The following is a 21,650-nucleotide window of genomic DNA, read 5'->3' as shown; positions in this document are numbered from 1 at the left end:
TTGATGAATACATTTATCGTTTTAATAAACGCAATATGAAAGAATGGCTATTTGATAATATCATAAATCGATTGATGAATGAAATACCACATTCTTACCCAGTGTTAAAAAGACTTTGTGCTTATTCTACTTAAACCTAAAAATGAAAAACAAATTTCTACTTACTTTCATTACAGCGATATTACTATTTTCATTCCCTAATTTAAACTACGGGCAGGCTCCCAACCTTGGAGCAGCAGGTAATTTTGTTTTTTTCACTTCTATTGGAGCAGTTTTAAATGGTACTTCTGCATCGCATATTAATGGGGGAGATATGGGTACCGGTGATGGTGCAATCAGTGGCTTCGAAAATTCCACACTAAGCGGTCAAATGCACGATGCCGATGCATTAACCAGCCAGGCTGCTAAAGATTTACTCACTGCGTATTTTCAAATGAAAAATACGGTTACAACAGTAGGTACCCATGCAAATTCATTTGGAAGTAACGAAGTGTTGGGGCCGGGTGTGTATAGTTTAGCCGGTGCTGTTTCAATAGCAGGCACTTTAACATTGGATGGGCAAAATAATACCAATTCAGTTTTTATTTTTAAATCATCTGCCGGCGCTTTTACTACCGGCGATTATGCTAAAATTATCCTTATAAATGGAGCTTCTGCCTGTAATGTTGCATGGGTAATTGAAGGTGCAGTAACTTTTGGTGCATATAGTAACATGCAGGGTACTTTTATTTCTTACAATGGTGCTGTAAAAATGAATACAGGCTCTACCCTTATTGGCAGAGGTTATACTACTAACGGAGCTGTTACTGTTGATGCTGTTAGTGTATCTATACCAGCTCAATGTAGTGATTATATTGCAACCAGCTGGGTAGGTAATACTAATGCAGACTGGAATTTGGCTGACAATTGGAATAACCAAATTATTCCAACAGCTGCTACTAAAATTACCATACCTGCCGGCCGCTTGAATTACCCGATTTTAATTTCAGTCATAGATACCGTACAAACCATCACCATCAATAGTGGCGCTTCTTTAACTATAAAAGGATCAACGCTTAAAATTGGGGGCGAAATTACTAATCAGGGAATATTGGATGTATCAGAAGGTACTATAGAAATGAATGGCATATCAGCTCAAACCATCTCATCAAATACCTTTTTTAATAATAATATTTATAATCTTATTATTAGTAATACAGTAACACTTACCGGAGCTTTAAATTTAACAGGTACACTATCTTTTGGAAATAATAATGATAGTCTCTTTACCGGTGACAGCTTAACTTTCAGATCGACGGTTAATGGTACTGCAAGATTGGCAGATATTACCAATGGAGGAATTAATAGTGGTAATACCGTTATTGGAAAAACCACGATAGAAAGGTATATATCGGCCGACCGGGCATGGCGCTTACTATCCGTGCCAATCACTGCCACAGGGGCGCCCACAATAAACACGGCCTGGCAGGAAGGAGTTGGAGGAAACTCGACAGCCAACCCTAACCCGGGCTATGGAGTACAAATTACAGGGGGCTTAACTGCTCATGGTTTTGATCAGGGTGTAAACAGTAATCCTTCCATAAAAATTTATAATAGTATAACACATACATTCAATTCTATTCCTGCCAGTACCGGTAAAAATATCTCCATAGCTTCCTACCCTGCTTATTTTTTATTTATCCGTGGAGATAGAAGCACTCAATTATCACAAGGTATTTCCGGGGCACTTACGCCTACAACACTAAGGATGAAAGGACAAATTTTTACGGGTAGTACTATGGTAAACGTAAATGCGGGTGGTGCCACATTTGTCGGAAATCCATATCCTTCGGCAATAGATTTTCATGCTTTAACAAAAAATAATGTAAATGATAAAATTTATGTTTGGGATCCCAAAATAAATGGAGCCAGCGGTGTTGGAGGTTATATAACCTTAATATGGAATAGTGTTGATGCAGTGTATGATAAAACTTCGGCAGCAAGCGCCGGAGTTAGCCAATATATTCAAAACGGCGAAGCTTTTTTTGTTGAAACAAGTGATGGGATTAATGCAGGTACGCTTGGTTTTAACGAAATAAATAAATTTGCAGGAGGCAGCGATTTTATATTTCGGGATATAACTGCAACTAAAAGTAAAAAAATGAGGATTGATTTATTTGCCATTAATTCTGCAGGAGCAGCCTCGTTATCCGATGGAGTGTTAACCACTTATAATGATGCGAATTTAAACGTAGTTGATAAAAATGATGCAAAAAAACTATACATTTCTGCTGAAAACATTGGCATAGGTAGAGAAGAAAAAGACCTCGCAATTGAAAGAAGAAAAACCATTACAGAAAACGATACCACATTTTTAAATTTATATAAGCTAAAAAAGCAAACATATAAATTACAAATAACTGCTGAAGGGATGAATAAAACCGGATTACATGCATTGGTAAAAGATAAATATTTAGGGGTCCAAAAAGATACATCGATAAATTTAGATGGAATTACTAATATAGTTTTTACGATTAATAACGATACTGCATCCTATGCTGTAAATCGTTTTAGTGTTGTATTTAGGCAGGATATTACGGTTTTACCTGTTAATTTTTTATCCTTAAAAGCACACAGGCTTTCAAAAGATATAGTAGTAGAATGGAAAACCGAAAATGAATTACAGGTAAAAAATTATGAGGTGGAAATATCTGCTGATGGAATTAATTTTACAAAAGCATTTTCAATAAATGCAAAAGCAAAGAACGGGGGCGCACAAACTTATTCCTGGATGGACAAATATGTTGCAGATGGGTTGCATTATTACCGTATAAAATCTATAGACCTACAAGGAAAATATATTTACAGTTTAATTGTAACTGAACTTATTGATAAGGGTTTAAATAAAAAAAATATAGTAGTATATGATAATATTGTAAAAGACAACCAGGTTTCGCTGGCCTTATACAATATTGATAAAGGCAGTTACATTATAAAAGTATTCTCAATGGAAGGAAGGATTGTAGCGCAATGTACAATTGAGCATGCAGGCGGAAATTCAGTACATAATATTTTAATAAAAAATTATTTTCCCCCGGGCAAATACGAATTGATTTTATCTGATAAAAATTTTAATTATCACACATCTTTAATAAAAAAATAGTTTTTTAGCGAAACATTTGTGAGGCAGGTTAAAATAAAAGGCTTCCATTGCTTGCACGGGCTCAACAGGATAGTGTTAGACAGGAGTTAATTATTCATTTTTTGCGTGACTACTTATTAATGAAAGAAACATGGTTGGTCAGACAAGCCAGCTGATTTAAAACTAAAGCACGCCACTATAAATGAAAGAAAACAGACAACGTTTAATTTCCTGTTGCCTGCCTTAATCCATTCTATGTCTTTTCTGTAAAACACCAATTACGTCCTGTAAAACAAATCCTTTTGCATGCAATAAAATAAGGTAGTGAAACAATAAATCAGCCGCTTCATCTTTAAACAAATCAGCATTATCATCTTTGGCTTCAATCACTAATTCTATCGCTTCTTCGCCCACCTTCTGGGCAACTTTATTGATACCTTTTTTAAACAAGGATGATGTGTACGACTGATCGGAGGGATTGTTTTTTCTATCTGCAATAATATTTTCCAACTCAGATAAAAAATGAATGCTTCTATTTATTTCATTGAAACAGGTATCGGCTCCGCTATGGCAAACAGGCCCGACAGGATCAGCTTTTATCAGCAAGGTATCGTTATCACAATCCACACTTATAGACTTCAATAAAAGAAAATTACCACTTTGCTCTCCTTTTGTCCACAACCTGTTTTTGCTCCTGCTATAAAAAGTAACTTTTTGCAACTCCTTTGTTTTTAACAACGCTTCTTCATTCATAAATCCAAGCATCAGCACTTTGGCTGTAGCAGCATCCTGAATGATGGCAGGTACAAGGCCATCAGCGTATTTTGAAAAATCAATGGTCATCTGTAATTATATTATTTTGTTTAGGATTATCCTTTTTCAATTCTTCAATTAATTCTTCTGTTCTTTTGTATAACCATTGGCTTTTGTTATCATTCCGGCCTGCCTGCAAGTTGCGTATTTATGTAAAAAACTAATTAATACAATAGCACCCAATTCAATAAAAAAGACAAACATTTTCATAACCGGATACTGATATTTTGTGTTGCCAGGTATTTCTTTAAAGCGGGAATCTCAATTTCCTTATAATGAAAAATGCTTGCAGCCAGTGCCGCATCCGCATTTCCAGCCTGAAATATTTCTTTAAAATGTTCCATGGTACCTGCACCACCAGAAGCAATTACGGGAACAGGCAGTTCAGCAGATAACAGCAAAGTAATGTCAACAGCAAAGCCTGCCTTGGTGCCATCATTGTTCATTGAAGTTAATAATATTTCTCCTGCTCCAAGGACCACCGCTTGCTTTGCCCAATCAATTGTTTTGGTATCAGTTTTCGTTCTGCCGCCATTTAGATAAACATACCATTGTCTATCGGCTTCTTTTTTTGTATCAATGGCCAGTACCACACACTGACTGCCAAAACGATTGCTCAAATCTTTTATCAATGCAGGATTTTTATAAGCTGCTGTGTTGATAGAAACCTTATCAGCGCCATGTTGCAGCAATATTGCCACATCTTCCACTGTGCTGATTCCACCACCTACAGTAAAAGGAATATTGATATTAGCGGCAATTTTTTTTACCAGTTCAATCAAAGTTTTCCGTTTTTCAACGGTGGCTGTAATATCTAAAAAAACCAATTCATCTGCGCCCTGTTGAGAATACAATAATGCGAGTTCCACAGGGTCTCCTGCATCACGTATATTTTCAAAATTTACCCCCTTCACGGTACGTCCATCCTTAATATCCAGGCAGGGTATAATTCTTTTTGTAAGCATTTAATTGATACTTAAAAGTTGTTGTAAAGAAATATTTCCTTCATAAATCGCTTTGCCAATAATGGCTCCGCTACAGCCGATCGTTTTTAATTCTATTACATCATCCATGGTGGTTACACCTCCGCTTGCAATCAGGTTTATTTCAGGATGGTATTCTTTAATCTGTTTGTAGAGGTTTATAGAGGGTCCTTCCATTGCACCATCCTTTGATATATCGGTACAAAAAATATTGATAACTCCCAAGCCAATCATCTTACCAATAAAACTAAAAATATCAATGCCCCCGTCTTCCAGCCAGCCACCTATTTTTATCTTCTCTTCCAAAACATCTGCCCCAATTAAAAACTTATCAGCACCAAATTCCATCAACCATTCTTCCAGTAATTCAGGATGTTTTACTGCCAGGCTTCCGATGGTTGCAATGGATGCTCCGGCATTAAAAATGCTCCCAACATCGTTTATATTTTTTATACCACCACCATAATCTATCACCAGGCTGGTTGCAGAAGCAATTGCTTCCAGCACAGCAAGGTTAACAATTTTACCCGCTTTTGCACCATCCAGGTCTACAATGTGTACCCGCTGCAATCCTGCATCCACAAACTGTTTGGCTACTTCTACCGGGTTTTCGTTGTACACTTTTTGTTGCGCATAATCGCCCTTTGTAAGCCGAACGCATTTCCCGTTAATGATATCAATGGCAGGAATTATAGTCATGGTATCCGTATAAAATTTTTTAAAATTGTTTCGCCGGCAGTACCAGATTTTTCAGGATGAAACTGCACTGCATAAAAATTATTTTTTTGCAACGCCGCACTAAAGGGCAAAATATATTCAGTGGTAGCAACGGTTTCGTCACTTAACGCGGCATAGTAACTGTGCACGGTGTACATAAATGACTGCTCAGGTAATTCATTAAACAACACTGATTTATAACCGTAAATATTGTTCCAGCCAATCTGCGGCACTTTTAATGCAGGAGATGAAAATAGTTTTACTTCTGTATCAAAGATACCCAGGCAATTGGTATCGCCTTCCTGCGAATGTTTACACAGTAACTGCAGACCGAGACAAATACCCAATACCGGTTGTTGTAAAGAAAGCAGTAATGTATCCAAACCTGTTTCCCTAAGATATTGCATGGCAGATTGTGCATGACCCACACCAGGAAAAATTACTTTGTCTGCCTGGCGAATGCTATCAAAATTATCGGTAACAACAGATTCTACCCCTATTCGCTGCAAAGCATATTGAACGCTTTGTACATTGCCCGCATTGTATTTTACTATTGCTATCATACCCCTATCCCAAAAGATGGATTTTACTCCAATGTTTTAAGGCTTTTTTAATTTATTTGTTTACTTCTATCCTTTTACTTTATAACAAACCTTTGGTTGTTGGTAATGCATTATTATTAATATCCCTTTTTACAGCCATCTTAATTGCCTTGGCAAAACCTTTAAATACCGCTTCAATTTTATGGTGTTCATTCTCCCCTTCGGCTTTAATGTTTACGTTACATTTGGCAGCATCACTGAAAGATTTAAAGAAATGAAAAAACATTTCTGTTGGCATTTCTCCAATTTTTTCTCTTTTAAAATCCGCCTGCCACTCTATCCAGTTACGCCCACCAAAATCAATGGCAACCTGGGCAAGGCAATCATCCATCGGCAATAAAAAACCATACCTTTCTATCCCGCGTTTATTTCCTAAAGCCATTGCAATGGCTTCTCCCAGCGCTATTCCGGTATCTTCAATGCTATGGTGTTCATCAATGTGCAGGTCGCCCCGGCATTCAATATTTAAATCCATGTTACCATGTCTTGCAAGCTGATCCAGCATGTGATCAAAAAAAGCGAGTCCGGTATTGATAACTGCTTTTCCTGTTCCATCAAGATTTACTTCCACCGTTATTTTTGTTTCATTCGTATTACGATGATGTATAACTTTTCGTGGAGGTAATTTTAAATAATTATAAATAGCCTCCCAATCAGGAGTTTCTAAAACGATGGTTTCATTTTTTAATTCATCAACAGTATCCTTAATTTCGGATGCACCAAGCGTTGCATCAATATTAAGCCAAATGCCTTTACAATGCAGGTTTTTTGCTAGTTGCATATCCGTAATCCTATCGCCAATTACGAATGAATTAATAAGATCATACGCCTGGTTACTGATGTATTGTTTCAGCATCCCTGTTGCAGGTTTACGGGTAGGTGCATTGTCTGCAGGAAAGGTTCTGTCAATAAAAACTTCCGAAAAATGAATGGCCTCATTGGCAAGGTTGGTCATTACAAAATTTTGTACCGGCCAAAAACTACCCTCCGGAAAAGAAGCTGTTCCCAATCCATCCTGGTTCGTTACCATCACCAACTCATAATCCAGTTCGGTGGCTATCTTACGCATGTAATAAAACATGTTGGGATAAAATTCCAGTTTCGAAAAAGAATCCAGTTGATAGGTTGGTGGCGCTTCTTTTATCAGCGTACCATCCCGGTCAATAAATAAGATTCTTTTGGCATTACTTACTGACATATTTTTTACTGATTATAATTTTTTAATACCTGAATGAGCTGTTGATTTTCTTCAGGTGTACCGATTGTTACGCGTAAACAATTGTCACAGCCCGGCTCTTTACTTCTATTGCGTACCACCACTTCATTGTCTGATAAGTAGGTATACACTTTAGCTGCATCGTTTACTTTCATTAAAAAAAAGTTAGCATCACTGGGATAAATAGTTTTAACAAAAGTAAAATTACCCATTTCTTTTATAAGCCATTCTTTTTGCTTCACAACATCATTTATCCATTCATTTACAAGATCAATATTTTTTAAAGCCGCTACTCCCAGTTGCTGGGAAGCATCATTGATGTTATAAGGTGGTTTTACTTTATTGAACAGCTCAATAATATCCATTGAAGCATAACACAGTCCCAGCCTTAATGCGGCGAGCCCCCAGGCCTTGGATAATGTTTGCATCACAATCAGATTGGGATATTCTGTAAGCTCTTGTATGAATGTTTTTTGCTTTGAAAAATTGATGTAAGCCTCATCAATGATAACGATACCTGAAAAATTATTCAATATAACTTCAACATCTTCCCTGCGCATATTGTTTGCAGTGGGATTGTTTGGCGAACAGATAAATATTAGTTTGGTATTGTCATCTACAGCAGCCAGGATGCCTTCCACGTTGAGTTGAAAATGGTTGATAAGATTTACTTTTTTGACGGCCACATCATTGATGTTACCACTTACTTCATACATGCCGTAAGTAGGGGGGCATACAATTACATTATCAACAGCGGGTGTACAAAAAATACGGTATGCAAGGTCAATCACTTCATCACTGCCATTGCCTACAAAAACATTTTCGGCAGGTACGCCTTTAATGCTGGCCAGTTGAAATTTTAACTGCCATTGCAAAGGATCAGGATAGCGGTTAAACCTATCTGGCAAAGGTGAGCCGTAAGCATTTTCATTTGCATCTAAAAATACAGATGCCTTTCCTGTAAATTCATGTCGGGCTGATGAATAGGGAGTCAGCTTTTGAATATTATCTCTTACCAGTTTTTGTAAATCAAATTGCATTGATTAAATTTTTATCTTCATTTAGTATTTATCTTCAAAATATATTACAACGTTGCCAACCTCACAGTCACTGCATTCTTATGGGCATCCAACCCTTCAGCCGACGCCATTATTTCAACTGCATTACCAATATTTTTAATGCCTTCCTTGCTTAGTTGCTGAAAGGTTACCTTCTTAAAAAAACTATCCAGCGATACACCGCTGTAGGCTTTTGCATAACCGTTGGTTGGTAAAGTATGGTTGGTGCCGGATGCATAATCGCCAACGCTTTCAGGTGAATAATGACCCAGGAAAACACTTCCTGCATTGGTTACCTTTTCAGCCAGCACTATGGCATTGTCTGATGCAATAATTAAATGTTCAGCAGCGTATTCATTCAGCAAATCAAAAGCGGCATCCACTGTATCCATTACTATCAGCCTTGTATTTTTTAATGCTTTTACAGCAATATCTTTTCTTGATAAGGCAGTTAGTTGTTTATTAATTTCAACTTTCACCTCCTCCACTATTTTTTGAGATGATGATACCAAAACGACCTGGCTATCTGCACCATGTTCTGCCTGGCTCAACAAATCTGCCGCAACAAAAACAGGGTTAGCAGTTTCATCCGCATACACGGCTACTTCACTGGGACCAGCCGGCATATCAATGGCAATGCCTTCTTTATTTACTAATTGTTTGGCGCAGGTAACATACTGGTTACCCGGACCAAAAATTTTATATACCTGCGGCACAGTTTCGGTGCCATAAGCCATTGCAGCAATGGCCTGTGCACCACCGGTTTTATAAATGTTTTTCAGACCGATTAATTGGGATACGTATAAAACCACCGGGTTTATTTTTCCATTTTTATCAGCGGGCGTACAAACTATTATATCGCTGCAGCCCGCAATCATAGAGGGTATACCCAACATTAGCAAAGTGGAAAATAACGGGGCGGTTCCTCCCGGAATATACAACCCCACTTTTTGAATAGCGATTGATTTTCTCCAGCACACCACGCCGGTAGTTGTTTCAGTTTGTTTGGCAACTTCTTTTTGCGCATCATGAAAAACGGTGATGTTATTTTTTGCAATTGCAATTGCCGCTTTCAAATCCTCACTAACTAATTTAACAGCATCGCTTATTTCCCCTTCACTAACTTTTAGCTGATTCAACACTACCCCATCAAACTTTGCAGCATATTTTTTTATTGCAGTATCACCGTTTTGTTTTACGTCCAGCAAAATGGGGCTTACAATACTTTCAAGAGATGAACTGTCAAAAGCCGGTCTTCGCAATATTTCTTTCCATTCCTTTTTTAAGGGATTTATAAAAACCTGTTCCATACTTATTCTTTAAAAATAAAAAATTCAACTTATCCTTTACACAATCATTTTTTCTATTGGCAATACAATAATTCCTTCTGCACCAAATGATTTTAATTTTTCTATTACTTCCCAAAAATCATTTTCATTTACCACACTTTGTACACTGCTCCAACCTTCTTCTGCCAACGGCATAATGGTGGGGCTTTTCATGCCTGGCAATAAAGACGAGATATTTTTCAACTGATTGTTGGGAGCATTCAACAGAATATATTTATTGTTTTTAGCTGTTTTAACGGCGTTGATGCGTAACAGTAACTTGTTTAGAATGACTTTGTTTTCTGCAGATAATTTTTTATTGGCGGTAAGTACGGCCTCTGATTGCAACAACACTTCTACTTCTTTTAAGCCATTGGTAAAAAGTGTACTTCCGCTACTGACCAAATCACAGATCGCATCGGCCAAACCTATACCAGGCGCTATTTCTACTGATCCGCTGATTTCGTGAATTTCTGCGTCAATATGATTGATGGTTAAATATTTTTGTAAAATCGTTGAATAAGTAGTAGCAATTTTCAACCCGTTTAAATCACTATATCCATTGTACAGCATTGCCTTTGGAACGGCTATACTTAAACGGCATTTACCAAAACCTAACCTGTAAACAAGATCAATATCTTTGGCTGTTTCCAGCAATACATTCTCCCCTACAATACCAATATCGGCAACGCCATCATATACATACTGCGGGATATCATCATCTCTTAAAAAATATACTTCTATCGGAAAATTAAAAGCCGCCGCCTTTAATTGTTTGTTTCCGTTATTCAACTCAATACCACACTCTTTTAAAAGCCTGATAGAATCTTCGTACAACCTTCCTGATTTTTGAACTGCAATTTTTAGCATTGTTTTTTCTTTATTATCCAGACTTTAGAAATCCTATTATGTACATTATTAAAAAATAAAAGGGCTTACCTTTTGAGTAAGCCCTTTTTGAAATTATGTATTGATTACATACAAATCAGCATAGCTTACCCAGCGGTAAAGAATGATGATCGTGTATGTGACTTGTTTTTTTCATTGAAAGCACAAAGTAAAGCCTGATAAATTATTTTACCAAATAAAATTTAGAATGGATGGATATTAATGCCCAAACCCGGCAAATTAGTATAAACGATGCGGCCATAATCAAAGCTTACGCCGGTACCAATATTTTCTGCCAGCAGTAATGGGCCATCCATATCAATAAAGTCTGCAAGTGGTGCTAATTGTGCTATTGCAGTGGTACCTATATAACTTTCATTCATACAGCCAAGCATTATCCGCATATTTAATTCTCTTGCCTTTTCAATCATTCTACGGGCAGGTGTAATGCCGCTGCATTTTGTTAATTTGATATTGATGCCATGAAAATAGCCGCTACATTTTTCAACATCGGCTTCCCCAACACAACTTTCATCTGCAAAAAGTGGCAGGCAGGATTTTTCAAATAATATTTTCATTCCTTCCCAATTATCCTTTGCCAATGGTTGCTCAACCATTTCAACGCCTAACTCTTTTAACAGAGGAATTTTTTCGAGTGCTTCCTTTACAGTCCATCCTTCATTTGCATCTACTCTAAACAATGCGTTGGTATGTTTTCTCAACTCCGTTACCGTTTCAATATCTCCTGGAACTCCTACTTTTATTTTATATACCGGCCATGGTTTTTCTTTCATTTTTGCTACCATATTCTCAATAGTATTAATACCGATGGTATAATCTGTAACCGGAGATTTACTTGTATCTAATCCCCACAAATTATTCAGTTGTTTTCCTTTAAGCTTACCGTATAAATCCCATCCTGCCATGTCCAAAGCACAAACCAAAAACGAATTTCCCGGAAATAAATGATGCAAATAATGCCAGTATCTTTCAGGATCTGAAAAGGCAAACTTTTCCAAAAAAATCTTTTTTTGCTCCAGGTCGGCAATCATTTTTTCAACTGGAATATTATAGTAACTGATAGCAGGAGCTTCGCCGTAACCCTTTACCCCAAAGTATTCCAGCTCAACAACCAGGGTTGGCTGGTGGGTTTTGGTACCCTTTGAAATAGTAAATGGATGATGAAACAATAGTTGATACTCTTTAAACTTTATGTTCATTCTAATCTATTTTATAAATTTATGATTGAGTGCAATTTAATAGTATATTTACTCATTAATAATTAAACACTCTTACCATGAAAAAAACTTTACTACTCTGTTCATTGGCTATCTGTTCTTTACTAGCTCAGGCCCAATTTCCCTACAATGGTACCATTACTACAACAGATCCAACATTTCACAGGCCCGATCAAGGATCGCCTCCTACCATGCTTTCTGCGCAAGGTACCAATGTATATTATAAAGTTGTCCCGTATATTGTAACTGCTACGGGGCTTGTTACAATTACATGCACATCACCAAACCGCGACTTTGACACTTATGGTTTTTTATATAGTGCCCCTGGTTTGGATCCTTTAAATCCATTAACCAATGTTCTTTTAGGCGATGATGATTCCGGACCCGGTTTAAATTTTGCCCTCACCTACGATTTTACAACTACTGGTACTTATTATATCGTTGTAACTACATTAAAGCCAACCCTAACCGGAAGTTACACTTTAACCATTACCGAGGCTAGCCCATTACCCGTTAGATTAATTTCTTTTACTGCTGAAAAAAATAGCAGTAGCAAAAATTTATTAAAATGGGTAAGTTCGGAAGAAATAAATATTTTGAAATATGAAATTCAGCATAGCAGTGATGGTACCAGTTTTAAAAATATTGCAGGAGCAGCAATTGATGCCCGTAATTTAGCTATCAACTCGTACTACAATTACGCTGATAATGCCCCTTATCAAGAATTGAATTTTTACCGTTTAAAAATAACTGACAGAAGTGGATCCATTACTTTCAGTACTATTGCGGTGATCAATAACGGTAAAAATATTACTGCAGGTGTAAGTATTTTTCCAAACCCTGCTGTTAATTTTCTGAATATTCAAACCAGTGCCGGACAAAATGGAAAAGCTGCTGTTTCAATTATTTCCGGTGCCGGACAAATTGTTTATAAGTCGGATTATACCATTGCTTCCGAAAGTATCATTAATCTGAATGTGAAAAACCTTTCAGCAGGTTATTATGTAGTACGCATTGAAACAGCAAATGGCGAAACAACAACAGTACCATTTGCAAAACATTGATAAAATAGAAATCATTTAAAATAAAAAAGGATATAAAATATGTATCCTTTTTTATTTTACTACCATTCAATTTTAACGGCCACTTGCCTGTACATCTTTTTTAAGGTCTTCATTAAAAGCAGTTTCTTTTAACAAGTCTTCCAACGTAAGGTGCATTCTGTATCGCCAGTAATGTGCAGGATCAGATGGAATATTGATGCGCTCATCATTGGGATTGTTTCTTCGCAGGGCTGCGCTGCTACCTAAAATATCCTGCAACTGAAAGATGCTCCACATGGCAGGAGAATACAGATGCTGCGATACAATTTCTTTGTTAAGGTATGGTTCACAATAAAAGGGTGCAGCTCCATAATGGCCAAGCATATTGTTATAAAAATATTGGGTTTTGGAAGGGTCTTCTTCCCACCAGCCTCGTACTGTACTCATATCGTGCGTAGATGGGGTAACCACACTTAAATAAGGTGCATCCCGGGGATGAAAAAAGATAAGGCCTGTTTGTTTGGGCATTCTTTGTATCTCCAGGCTAAGCACTCCTAACTGCCGCATAACATCCGGCACACAATCCGGCACCATACCCAGGTCTTCGCCACAAACCAGCATATCTGTACTGCGCTTTAACTCCGGAAGTTTTTCCATAGCCTGTTTTCTCCAAAAATCATCCTGGCGGCGAAAGAAATAACTAACATACAGGTCTTTGAGTTTTTGTTTGGTATTCTCATCCAGATCTCTAAAAGAAGTTGTATTTTCCATACCGATGCGAAAATGAAATTGCTTCATCCCTGAGCCCGGCTCTTCAATAAAAATAATATTGCTGATAAGATCAAAAAGACCGCTTTTAATTAGTTGAGTAAAGTCTGTTGCAGTTACCTGGTTAAAATAAACAGCTACTTTTCTTTGTGTATCAAAAGCAGGTTTCAGTTCATAAAAGCCATCTGCCTGTGTTAAAAAATTTTCTTTTACAAAATCAGCCCGCTCTTTAAATTTTTCCTGCAATACATACTCGGTGATGTAAGGTTTACAATACCGTTGATACTGAAAAGAAATATTGTTTTGAATTAGTTCACTGATCTGCACTGGAATAGCCGGTACAAAATGCCCCAGTATTCCTTCAACGGCATCTAAAGGAATGCTCCATATTCTAAAAAAACCCAGGATATGATCTATACGAAATACGTCAAAATATGCACTCATTTGTTTAAAACGCAGCCGCCACCATGCAAAATCATCCTCCTGCATTTTTTTCCAGTTGTAAGTAGGAAAGCCCCAGTTTTGTCCCTTCACGGCAAAATCATCCGGAGGAGCCCCGGCCTGTGCATCCATATTAAATAAATCCGGCGCCATCCACGCATCACAGCTGTACCGGTAAATACCAATGGGTAAATCTCCTTTTACCACGATGCCATTTCTATGTGCATACAATGTGGCTGCTTTTAACTGCAGGTGTAGATGATACTGAATAAAGTAATGCAGGGCAATGCCATCATAATGAGTCTGGGCTGTCGATGCAAGCTCTTGTATGGCGTTTTCTTCGTACACACTGCAGACAGGCCACTTACTGTAATCGGCTGTTTTATATTTATCCCTTAAATAACAAAACACAGCATATGGTACCAGCCAATGCCGGTTTAAATCAAAATATTCAACATATTTTAAATCGCTTCTGAAATCTTGTTTTTGTTCATGATACAATTTTTTTACAGTGTCAAACTTATATTGCATTACCTGTTCATAATCTACTTCGGATAACGCATTTAACTCTTTTTGTTTTTGTTTGATCGTTTTTATGATAGACGCGTTTTTGCTATCTGCTATCTTGTTGAGATTTAAAAATAAAGGATGCAAAGCAAATGCCGAAACAGCCGCATACGGATAAGAATCAAGCCAGGTATGTGTTGCAGTGGTATCGTTTACCGGTAACAGTTGTATTAATTTTAACCCGGTTTGTTTTGCCCAGTCAACTAATAATTCTATGTCAGAAAACTCCCCTGTGCCAAAACTATTTTCGCTGCGCAAACTAAATACCGGAATAGCTACTCCTGCGCCCTTCCAATTAGCAGCACCGCTGCGCACAAAACCATCATGCAGGATAGTCATTTTCCGCTGGCCGCTATCGCCGGGCAATAAACGGTTATCGCCTGTTTCAAATACAACAAATGATTTTTCTTTTACGTTATAAATACCATATTTATAAGACAATGCAAAACCGCCATTGGACAGGTTAATTTTTGTTATCCACCAGTTATCTTGTTTAGTTAACAGTAAAGGTGCTACTGTATTCCAGTCGCCGAAAGTTTTTCCACTTCCCGTAATACACACCACTTCATTTTCTTTAAGTAACGGGCACTTTACTTTAAACAGGTGTGTGGCCGCAACATCAGGAGATGTTTCAGTGTGTGCAACCGGACTACTGTTTTTTAATAAAACGTCTCTGAATGGTTTGGTGTAAAATGCATTTTCAATTGTACCGGCGTAGTTCCAGGTATCAACTAATTCCAGCTCAATGATATTTTTTTTGGTAAAATCAATCTCTTTATCATCTTTTCCTTCAACAATATAATTTCCATTGGCATCTTTTAAAATATAATGGTATTCAATATTGGCGGAATCCGTTTCTGTGTCAGGTATTTCAATCCGGCAATTACAAAACTCATCGTTTAAGTATTGCAATGGGATAGCTTTGGTTTGATCATAATTTCCTAAAGCATTACAGCTTCCTGTAACATACATTGTTTGTCCGAATTGGAGATGAAACCGCAAATAAAAGTTAATGGTCATTTGTAAAGCAGGTTAATAAACAGCAATATAAAACCTTTGCTGCAAAATGTTTAGAATACAAATAAAATAGGTTTAAGCAATTGCGCTGGTTTAAGCGATTTTAAAATCATTAAAACAAAATATAAAAATGAAAAGGTAAGCCAAAAAAATTGTGCGTTTTACCCTATTTTTGCAAAAATATTTATTAATGGAAACAACTAAAAAATCTACCGGCATTTATTGGATACTATTTCTGCTTTCAATCGCAGGCCTTGTTGTAACCTATGTCTATGCTGGCGGTTATGCTTCATTAGTGTTGCCCTTTAACTTTACTTTTTTTGCAAAGGCATTAGACCTCATGTAAATTTTAATTAAAAATTTATTTTAAACTTCTTATGATGGCTGCAAATTCTGTGGCCATTAAAGAAGCGCCTCCAACAAGCCCGCCATCAACATCCGGATTGCTGAATATTTCCTTTGCGTTCGCCGCTTTTACACTACCGCCATATAAAATAGAAATGCTTTCCGCTACTTCATTACCGTACCCGTTGGCTATTACACTGCGTATGTAAGCATGTATTTCCTGTGCCTGTGTGCTGGAAGCTGTTTTACCTGTACCTATTGCCCATATTGGTTCGTAGGCAATTACAAAACCGCTTAACTGTTCGGCAGACAAGTGAAAAAGGCTTTCTTTAATCTGCTTTTCCACAAAAATATTCTGAGTACCAGCTTCCCTTATTTCCAATGCTTCACCACAGCAAAAAATTGGTTTTAAACCGTATTCGATGCAAATGTCAATTTTATCTGCCAGCATCTGGTTACTTTCTGCAAAATATTCCCTGCGCTCGCTATGTCCTATAATAACATAATCTGTTCCAATACTTTTTAATATTTCCGCACTCACTTCGCCTGTATAAGCTCCTGATACTTTGTTATAGCAATTTTGCGCTGCTACAAAAACATGACTTTTGCCAGCCAGTATATTTTTTACATTTACCAGGTACGGAAAAGGTACTGCAAAAACAGCTTCCTGGTTTTCATTTAATTCCTGTGTTGCTTCCACCAGTTCCTTTACCAACGTTTCACCTTGCTGAATAGTAAGGTTCATTTTCCAGTTAGCCGCGGCTATTTGTTTTCTCATATTTTAAATGTTTATTGATTGTAAAGTTGTTTTAAAATTTCTTTTTCGTGCAATGAAATAGTAGTACCCTTTAATTTTTTCCAGTTGTCAATATCCTGCAAAGCTTTATCAAAAAAATATCTTTCTTTACCCCATGTAAAATCAGCCACTAATTTAGGTGGAAATCCTTCACCAAAAATATTGCAGCAAACGCCTACAACTGTACCTGTATTAAAAGAAGTATTGATGGCAGCCCGGCTATAATCGCCCATTAGCAATCCACATTTTAAGCCCATCTCTTCATAACCCCTTATTTTATTATTCCATACATTAACATTACCTGCTGTATTTTTTATATTGGATGTGGTGGTACCACCTCCCAGGTTACACCACTCGCCTATTACGCTATCCCCCAAATATCCGTCATGTGCTTTATTGCTGTTGGCAAACATTACAGAATTTTTAATTTCGCCTCCAGCCACACAGTGAGGTCCAATAGTAGTTGCTCCATAAATTTTACACCCCATTTTAAGCATAGCACCTTCGCACAATGCAAATGGTCCACGTATCAAACATCCTTCCATTACCTGTGCATTTTTGCCAATATAAACAGGGCCGGCACTGGCATTTATAATACTATGCTCCACTGTTGCGCCTTCTTCTATAAAAATATTTTCAGCTGCAATTGCTTTATTGGTGGGTGATAAAGGTGCTGATTTTCTTCCTGAGGTTATAAGTTCAAAATCCTTTTGCAAGGCCCATCCATTGAGTAAAAAGATATCCCATGGCCGTTGAATGCTTTTTATATTTTCGGCATTTGTCCATGAATTGTAATTACCAACGGCATTTAAAATGGTATGAATATTATTTTTTGTGGGGATAATATTGGCAGGAACTTTTGTATTGTCTATACCGGCATCAATCCCCTGTGCAATGAATGCCCATTTTTCACGGATAGTGAGTATACCGATGCGAATATCTGCAACCGCCCTTGTTGCTGTAAAAGGATATAATTGCTCCTTAAATAAATGATCATCCGTTATCCCTGTCATGCATCTAAATTACAAAGCAAAAAATTATCAACCCAATTGTTATCAAATAAAAAATCCCCCCGGAAGCCGAAGGGACATAAAGTATGTACAGAAGAAATAAAAATAGTAAAGAATACTAATTTGCCTTCTTTTCGTAACGTCTCTTAAATTTATCAATACGTCCTGCGGTATCCACCAATACATTTTTACCGGTATAAAACGGGTGAGATGTATTTGAAATTTCCAGTTTAATTACAGGGTAATCTTTACCATCTTCGTGCTTGATCATTTCGTTTGAGTTAGCAGTAGAACGGCTTAAAAAGGTAGTTCCATTACTCATGTCTTTGAAAACTACAAAGCGGTAATTTTTGGGATGCAAATCTTTTTTCATAATTGTAAAGGTTTGTGCATGGATTTTGCCATGCCGTTTTTTAAGAATGCAAAAATAAGGCAAATAAATTAATAATGATTACTGAATGAGACAATACATAAAAAAAGTTTAGTCATATATCTTTCCGTAATAAACTATCAGCATTGCTTAACTTTTCATATTGGTTTGTTGTAAGGCAATGCCAATATCCCAGCTTTTGGATGCCTGTATTACATCCTGGAGGTCGTCAATTTTTTTACCGGTAATGCGGATAATGTCATCCATAATTGCAGCCTGTACCTTTAACCCGCTGTCTTTTATCAGTTTTACTATTTTTTTTGCATCTTCCTGTTTAATACCATTTCTAACGGGTATTTCCTTCTTCACAATTTTTCCGCTTTGATGCGGCTCTTTTGATAAATCGTATACTTCTGCGGCAAGTCCCTGTTTCATACTTCTGCTGATGAGCACATCTATAATCTGGCTGAGTTTCATCTCACTATCTGCCTCCAGGTTTACTTTAAAATCTTTTTTATTTAGTTCAATCAATACGTGGCTTCCTTTAAAATCGAACCGGTTGGTAACTTCTTTACTAACGGTGTTAATTGCGTTGTCTAATGTTTGCAAATCAACTTTACTGGCAAAATCAAATGATGGCATGGGGAATATTTTATAAAATATTTATAATTATGAATTACAAAATTAAGTGTTTTATTTTTTTTCTGAAATAGCCATATTAAATAACAATATTATTTTATTTGCTTCTTTCTAATTTACACCTTTAATCCTGTTCTGTTCATCTCCGGCACCACCTGTTTTTCTTTTTTGAACTCCTTTTATTGATTTACCGAAACGATAAGTAAAGTTGAGAGAAACAACCCTTGAATCTCCATACTGATGAAAACTTGCATCGGTATTCAAAATATCAAGTTTGCCATTTTGTACCATAGAAAAAAATGCATCCCGAATATTTAATTTAAGTGTTCCTTTCTTCTTTAGTATTTCCTTCTGCACACCGGCATTAACCTGGCTCAGCGGATTGATTGATACCTGCCCTTCAATACCTTTGGTACGGTAGAAACCCGATAATTCGGCACTCCAGCCCTTATTAAATTTAAACTGGTTGTTAATATTGGCCAGATATGTATTACCGGTCCGCTTTTCAGAATTTCCAAATGTTAATCCTTTATATTGACTATAATTGGCTTCTGAATAAACAATCAATGTCCATATTTTAGTGAGCGGTTTTTGAGCACTTACTGAAATACTTGCGTTATCAGCACTTGCTAAATTACCTTGCTTAATAACCGTGGCATATCCCCTTGGCTCAAAAATTTCGCTGAATAAATCCTTTGTATGAGAATAATTTACTGTTGTCGTTAACCACTGCTGAAATGTATGCGACATCTCCAGTACGTTGGCATAGGAAGGACGTAAAAAAGGATTGCCTTCACCATAAGTATATTTATCCAGATAAAACATAAAAGGATTCAAATCCTCGTAAGCCGGCCGGTTAATTCGTCTGCCGTAAGAAAAACTAAACTGATTTTTTTCATTGGCATTGTAACTTACAAACATGGTTGGAAACAGCCCTACATAACTTTTTGTAAATGAACTGTCGGTTCGTTGCGGGTTACCAAACTGGTTGCCTGAATAATTGGTATTTTCAAGCCTTAGCCCCGCCTGAAAACCCCATTTTTTAATTTCTTTACTTGCATTAAAGTAGGCTGCATTAATATTTTCTTTGTATCTGAAGCGATTACTTTTTTCATAATCCGGATGCTTAACATCATTGATGATATTAAAATATCCTGCTGTATTATCGGTATTTACAAAACTTGTTTTTATACCGGTTTCAATTTTTACAATGTTTTTTACAGGATGGGTATAATCAGCTTTTGCCGAATAAATTTTTATTACAGAAGGTAATTCTCCCACCAGTTGATTGCTATTGGAAACGGTGCCGTTTGGAAGATAAGTAATATTGCTGAACGGCTGTGTTTTGGTAGCGTTATAATCCATGTAATCAATATCCATGGTAAACTCTCTTCCTGTCGAATCAAACTGGTGGCGAAGATTAAAATTGATGGCACCATTTTTCCATGATCCATCTTCTGAACCGGTGGAAACTGCAACAGAGTCCACTATACCAAACCCGTTTTTAAGATAGCTTGTATTTAGATTTGTTTGTTTTTCAGGATTTATAAAACCAGATACAACAAACCCAATAGTTGTTTTTTTACTGGCGTAATAATCTACACCTATTTTAGCGCTATTGCTTCCGTTATTGTGTAGCATTCTGGCGTTTTGATCAAATATGGCAGTCACTGACTGATCCATATTTTTGTAAACACGTTTGATATCCAGATGCTGATAATTTTTGCGCTGGTTAACGCTTAAAGTACTGAATATATTGAACTTTCCATTGCGGTAATTTAAATTAAGGCTGTTATTGGTTTTTGCGTATACCCCTTGTCCATAACCGAGTGTAAGACTGCCATTCATTCCTTTTTGCTTAGTTTTTTTGGTTTTGATGTTGATGATACCTGAGTTACCGGCTGCATCATATTTTGCAGAAGGATTGGTCATAATTTCAATCTGATCGAGGTTGGCAGCAGACATGTTTCTTAACAAATTTGCCAGTTCCGCACCGGGAAGAAACGAGGGTTTACCATCCAGCATTATCATAACCCCCTGCTTACCTTTCAGGCTGATATTACCATCTTTATCCACCGTAACACCCGGGCTTTTTTCCAACACATCCATGGCTGTTGAACCGGCATTGGTTACAGAAGCATCTACATTTACAACGGTTTTATCAATCTTTCTTTCGATAAAAGCTTTTTTAGAAATTACGCTTACCTCTTTTAAATCTTTGTCATTTGGAAGCAATTGCAACACTTCCACAACAACGGTCGGTTTATCCGCAGACAAAACAAATGATTTACTGTTAACTGTTTTACGGCCTATATAAGAAGCAGTTAAAAAATAAATGCCTTGGTTAATATTTTCGAAAAAGAAATTTCCATCTTTATCTGTAATGGAAGCCTTTGCCAGGCTGCTATCGCTACTGTGCAGCAATGAAATTGAAGCACCTTTAAGTATCTGTTGATTACCGCCTTCCTTAATTGTACCTGAAATTTTTCCGTTTGATTGTGCGAAGCTGGCAATACTTATACTAATTGCCCCCAGCAGATTTAATAATTGTTTCATGGTTATGCTTTATACTTTGTTTTGAATTGTACATAACAAAAGTAGGTACTTTGCAATGCAAGGAACAGTATAATACACAAACGGCAGTATTTTACCAATGACTGGTAAACAGAATTTACGAGATGACGGTTGAT

18 protein-coding genes are annotated in these 21,650 nt (G+C 36.9%); 3 read left to right on the top strand and 15 right to left on the bottom strand.

Annotation, left to right across the window (positions count from 1 at the left end; all coding sequences use genetic code 11):
• Positions 1–142 precede the first annotated feature (142 nt).
• Complete coding sequence (locus tag H7254_RS15515) at positions 143–3,142, top strand: ice-binding family protein (protein WP_301933826.1); 3,000 nt, start codon at positions 143–145, stop codon at positions 3,140–3,142.
• Positions 3,143–3,364: 222 nt separating this feature from the next.
• Here H7254_RS15515 and hisIE read toward each other — a convergent pair whose 3' ends face one another.
• The 9 genes from hisIE to H7254_RS15470 all read right to left on the bottom strand — a co-directional run bounded on the left by hisIE (position 3,365) and on the right by H7254_RS15470 (position 11,946).
• On the bottom strand, positions 3,365–3,964 hold the full coding sequence (gene hisIE / locus H7254_RS15510; protein WP_301933825.1) for a bifunctional phosphoribosyl-AMP cyclohydrolase/phosphoribosyl-ATP diphosphatase HisIE: 600 nt from the start codon (positions 3,962–3,964) through the stop codon (positions 3,365–3,367).
• A 176-nt stretch (positions 3,965–4,140) separates the two neighbouring features.
• Positions 4,141–4,899, bottom strand: coding sequence for an imidazole glycerol phosphate synthase subunit HisF (gene hisF, locus H7254_RS15505; RefSeq protein ID WP_301933824.1), 759 nt, complete (start codon positions 4,897–4,899; stop codon positions 4,141–4,143).
• A complete protein-coding gene (hisA, locus tag H7254_RS15500; protein ID WP_301933823.1) occupies positions 4,900–5,616 on the bottom strand; it encodes a 1-(5-phosphoribosyl)-5-[(5-phosphoribosylamino)methylideneamino]imidazole-4-carboxamide isomerase in 717 nt (238 codons plus the stop codon).
• A complete protein-coding gene (hisH, locus tag H7254_RS15495; RefSeq protein WP_301933822.1) occupies positions 5,613–6,197 on the bottom strand; it encodes an imidazole glycerol phosphate synthase subunit HisH in 585 nt (194 codons plus the stop codon). Before hisH ends, hisA begins: the two co-directional genes overlap by 4 nt.
• Positions 6,198–6,276: 79 nt before the next feature.
• Positions 6,277–7,434, bottom strand: a complete 1,158-nt coding sequence (gene hisB, locus H7254_RS15490) for a bifunctional histidinol-phosphatase/imidazoleglycerol-phosphate dehydratase HisB (RefSeq protein WP_301933821.1) — start codon at positions 7,432–7,434, stop codon at positions 6,277–6,279.
• A 5-nt stretch (positions 7,435–7,439) separates the two neighbouring features.
• Positions 7,440–8,492: a histidinol-phosphate transaminase gene (gene hisC / locus H7254_RS15485; protein ID WP_301933820.1), complete on the bottom strand. Its 1,053-nt coding sequence runs from the start codon at positions 8,490–8,492 to the stop codon at positions 7,440–7,442.
• 44 nt (positions 8,493–8,536) lie between these two features.
• Positions 8,537–9,820 carry a histidinol dehydrogenase gene (gene hisD / locus H7254_RS15480; protein WP_301933819.1) on the bottom strand — a complete coding sequence of 428 codons (1,284 nt, stop codon included), beginning with the start codon at positions 9,818–9,820 and terminating at the stop codon, positions 8,537–8,539.
• A 36-nt stretch (positions 9,821–9,856) separates the two neighbouring features.
• Positions 9,857–10,708, bottom strand: coding sequence for an ATP phosphoribosyltransferase (hisG, locus tag H7254_RS15475; protein WP_301933818.1), 852 nt, complete (start codon positions 10,706–10,708; stop codon positions 9,857–9,859).
• 221 nt (positions 10,709–10,929) lie between these two features.
• Positions 10,930–11,946, bottom strand: coding sequence for a dipeptide epimerase (locus tag H7254_RS15470; protein WP_301933817.1), 1,017 nt, complete (start codon positions 11,944–11,946; stop codon positions 10,930–10,932).
• 77 nt (positions 11,947–12,023) lie between these two features.
• On the opposite strand from H7254_RS15470, the gene H7254_RS15465 reads away from it, so the two are divergent.
• Positions 12,024–13,028 carry a T9SS type A sorting domain-containing protein gene (locus H7254_RS15465; RefSeq protein WP_301933816.1) on the top strand — a complete coding sequence of 335 codons (1,005 nt, stop codon included), beginning with the start codon at positions 12,024–12,026 and terminating at the stop codon, positions 13,026–13,028.
• Between the two features lie 72 nt (positions 13,029–13,100).
• Here H7254_RS15465 and H7254_RS15460 read toward each other — a convergent pair whose 3' ends face one another.
• Positions 13,101–15,803 carry a 4-alpha-glucanotransferase gene (locus tag H7254_RS15460; RefSeq protein ID WP_301933815.1) on the bottom strand — a complete coding sequence of 901 codons (2,703 nt, stop codon included), beginning with the start codon at positions 15,801–15,803 and terminating at the stop codon, positions 13,101–13,103.
• A 187-nt stretch (positions 15,804–15,990) separates the two neighbouring features.
• On the opposite strand from H7254_RS15460, the gene H7254_RS15455 reads away from it, so the two are divergent.
• On the top strand, positions 15,991–16,146 hold the full coding sequence (locus H7254_RS15455; RefSeq protein WP_301923969.1) for a hypothetical protein: 156 nt from the start codon (positions 15,991–15,993) through the stop codon (positions 16,144–16,146).
• Between the two features lie 15 nt (positions 16,147–16,161).
• On the opposite strand, the gene tpiA is transcribed toward H7254_RS15455, so the two are convergent.
• The 5 genes from tpiA to H7254_RS15430 all read right to left on the bottom strand — a co-directional run bounded on the left by tpiA (position 16,162) and on the right by H7254_RS15430 (position 21,516).
• Complete coding sequence (gene tpiA / locus H7254_RS15450; protein ID WP_301933814.1) at positions 16,162–16,923, bottom strand: triose-phosphate isomerase; 762 nt, start codon at positions 16,921–16,923, stop codon at positions 16,162–16,164.
• 11 nt (positions 16,924–16,934) lie between these two features.
• Positions 16,935–17,954 carry a putative sugar nucleotidyl transferase gene (locus H7254_RS15445; RefSeq protein WP_301933813.1) on the bottom strand — a complete coding sequence of 340 codons (1,020 nt, stop codon included), beginning with the start codon at positions 17,952–17,954 and terminating at the stop codon, positions 16,935–16,937.
• A gap of 115 nt (positions 17,955–18,069) precedes the next feature.
• A complete protein-coding gene (locus H7254_RS15440) occupies positions 18,070–18,324 on the bottom strand; it encodes a type B 50S ribosomal protein L31 (protein ID WP_301923966.1) in 255 nt (84 codons plus the stop codon).
• 147 nt (positions 18,325–18,471) lie between these two features.
• Positions 18,472–18,963 (bottom strand): YajQ family cyclic di-GMP-binding protein, encoded by a 492-nt coding sequence (locus H7254_RS15435; protein ID WP_301933812.1) that lies wholly within the window; start codon positions 18,961–18,963, stop codon positions 18,472–18,474.
• Between the two features lie 108 nt (positions 18,964–19,071).
• Positions 19,072–21,516: an outer membrane beta-barrel family protein gene (locus H7254_RS15430; RefSeq protein WP_301933811.1), complete on the bottom strand. Its 2,445-nt coding sequence runs from the start codon at positions 21,514–21,516 to the stop codon at positions 19,072–19,074.
• Between the last annotated feature and the right edge of the window lie 134 nt (positions 21,517–21,650).

The organism is Ferruginibacter sp. (assembly GCF_014377975.1).
Classification (GTDB): domain Bacteria; phylum Bacteroidota; class Bacteroidia; order Chitinophagales; family Chitinophagaceae; genus Ferruginibacter.
This window is presented reverse-complemented; position numbering and strand designations above follow the sequence as displayed.

Bases quoted from the DNA above. Each gene is read 5' to 3' on its own strand.
- hisC (WP_301933820.1), bottom strand. From the start codon at position 8,492: ATGCAATTTGATTTACAAAAACTGGTAAGAGATAATATTCAAAAGCTG.
- hisF (WP_301933824.1), bottom strand. From the start codon at position 4,899: ATGCTTACAAAAAGAATTATACCCTGCCTGGATATTAAGGATGGACGT.
- tpiA (WP_301933814.1), bottom strand. From the start codon at position 16,923: ATGAGAAAACAAATAGCCGCGGCTAACTGGAAAATGAACCTTACTATT.
- H7254_RS15455 (WP_301923969.1), top strand. From the start codon at position 15,991: ATGGAAACAACTAAAAAATCTACCGGCATTTATTGGATACTATTTCTG.
- hisD (WP_301933819.1), bottom strand. From the start codon at position 9,820: ATGGAACAGGTTTTTATAAATCCCTTAAAAAAGGAATGGAAAGAAATA.
- H7254_RS15435 (WP_301933812.1), bottom strand. From the start codon at position 18,963: ATGCCATCATTTGATTTTGCCAGTAAAGTTGATTTGCAAACATTAGAC.
- H7254_RS15465 (WP_301933816.1), top strand. From the start codon at position 12,024: ATGAAAAAAACTTTACTACTCTGTTCATTGGCTATCTGTTCTTTACTA.
- H7254_RS15515 (WP_301933826.1), top strand. From the start codon at position 143: ATGAAAAACAAATTTCTACTTACTTTCATTACAGCGATATTACTATTT.
- hisIE (WP_301933825.1), bottom strand. From the start codon at position 3,964: ATGACCATTGATTTTTCAAAATACGCTGATGGCCTTGTACCTGCCATC.
- hisB (WP_301933821.1), bottom strand. From the start codon at position 7,434: ATGTCAGTAAGTAATGCCAAAAGAATCTTATTTATTGACCGGGATGGT.
- hisA (WP_301933823.1), bottom strand. From the start codon at position 5,616: ATGACTATAATTCCTGCCATTGATATCATTAACGGGAAATGCGTTCGG.
- hisH (WP_301933822.1), bottom strand. From the start codon at position 6,197: ATGATAGCAATAGTAAAATACAATGCGGGCAATGTACAAAGCGTTCAA.
- H7254_RS15445 (WP_301933813.1), bottom strand. From the start codon at position 17,954: ATGACAGGGATAACGGATGATCATTTATTTAAGGAGCAATTATATCCT.
- H7254_RS15470 (WP_301933817.1), bottom strand. From the start codon at position 11,946: ATGAACATAAAGTTTAAAGAGTATCAACTATTGTTTCATCATCCATTT.
- hisG (WP_301933818.1), bottom strand. From the start codon at position 10,708: ATGCTAAAAATTGCAGTTCAAAAATCAGGAAGGTTGTACGAAGATTCT.
- H7254_RS15430 (WP_301933811.1), bottom strand. From the start codon at position 21,516: ATGAAACAATTATTAAATCTGCTGGGGGCAATTAGTATAAGTATTGCC.
- H7254_RS15440 (WP_301923966.1), bottom strand. From the start codon at position 18,324: ATGAAAAAAGATTTGCATCCCAAAAATTACCGCTTTGTAGTTTTCAAA.
- H7254_RS15460 (WP_301933815.1), bottom strand. From the start codon at position 15,803: ATGACCATTAACTTTTATTTGCGGTTTCATCTCCAATTCGGACAAACA.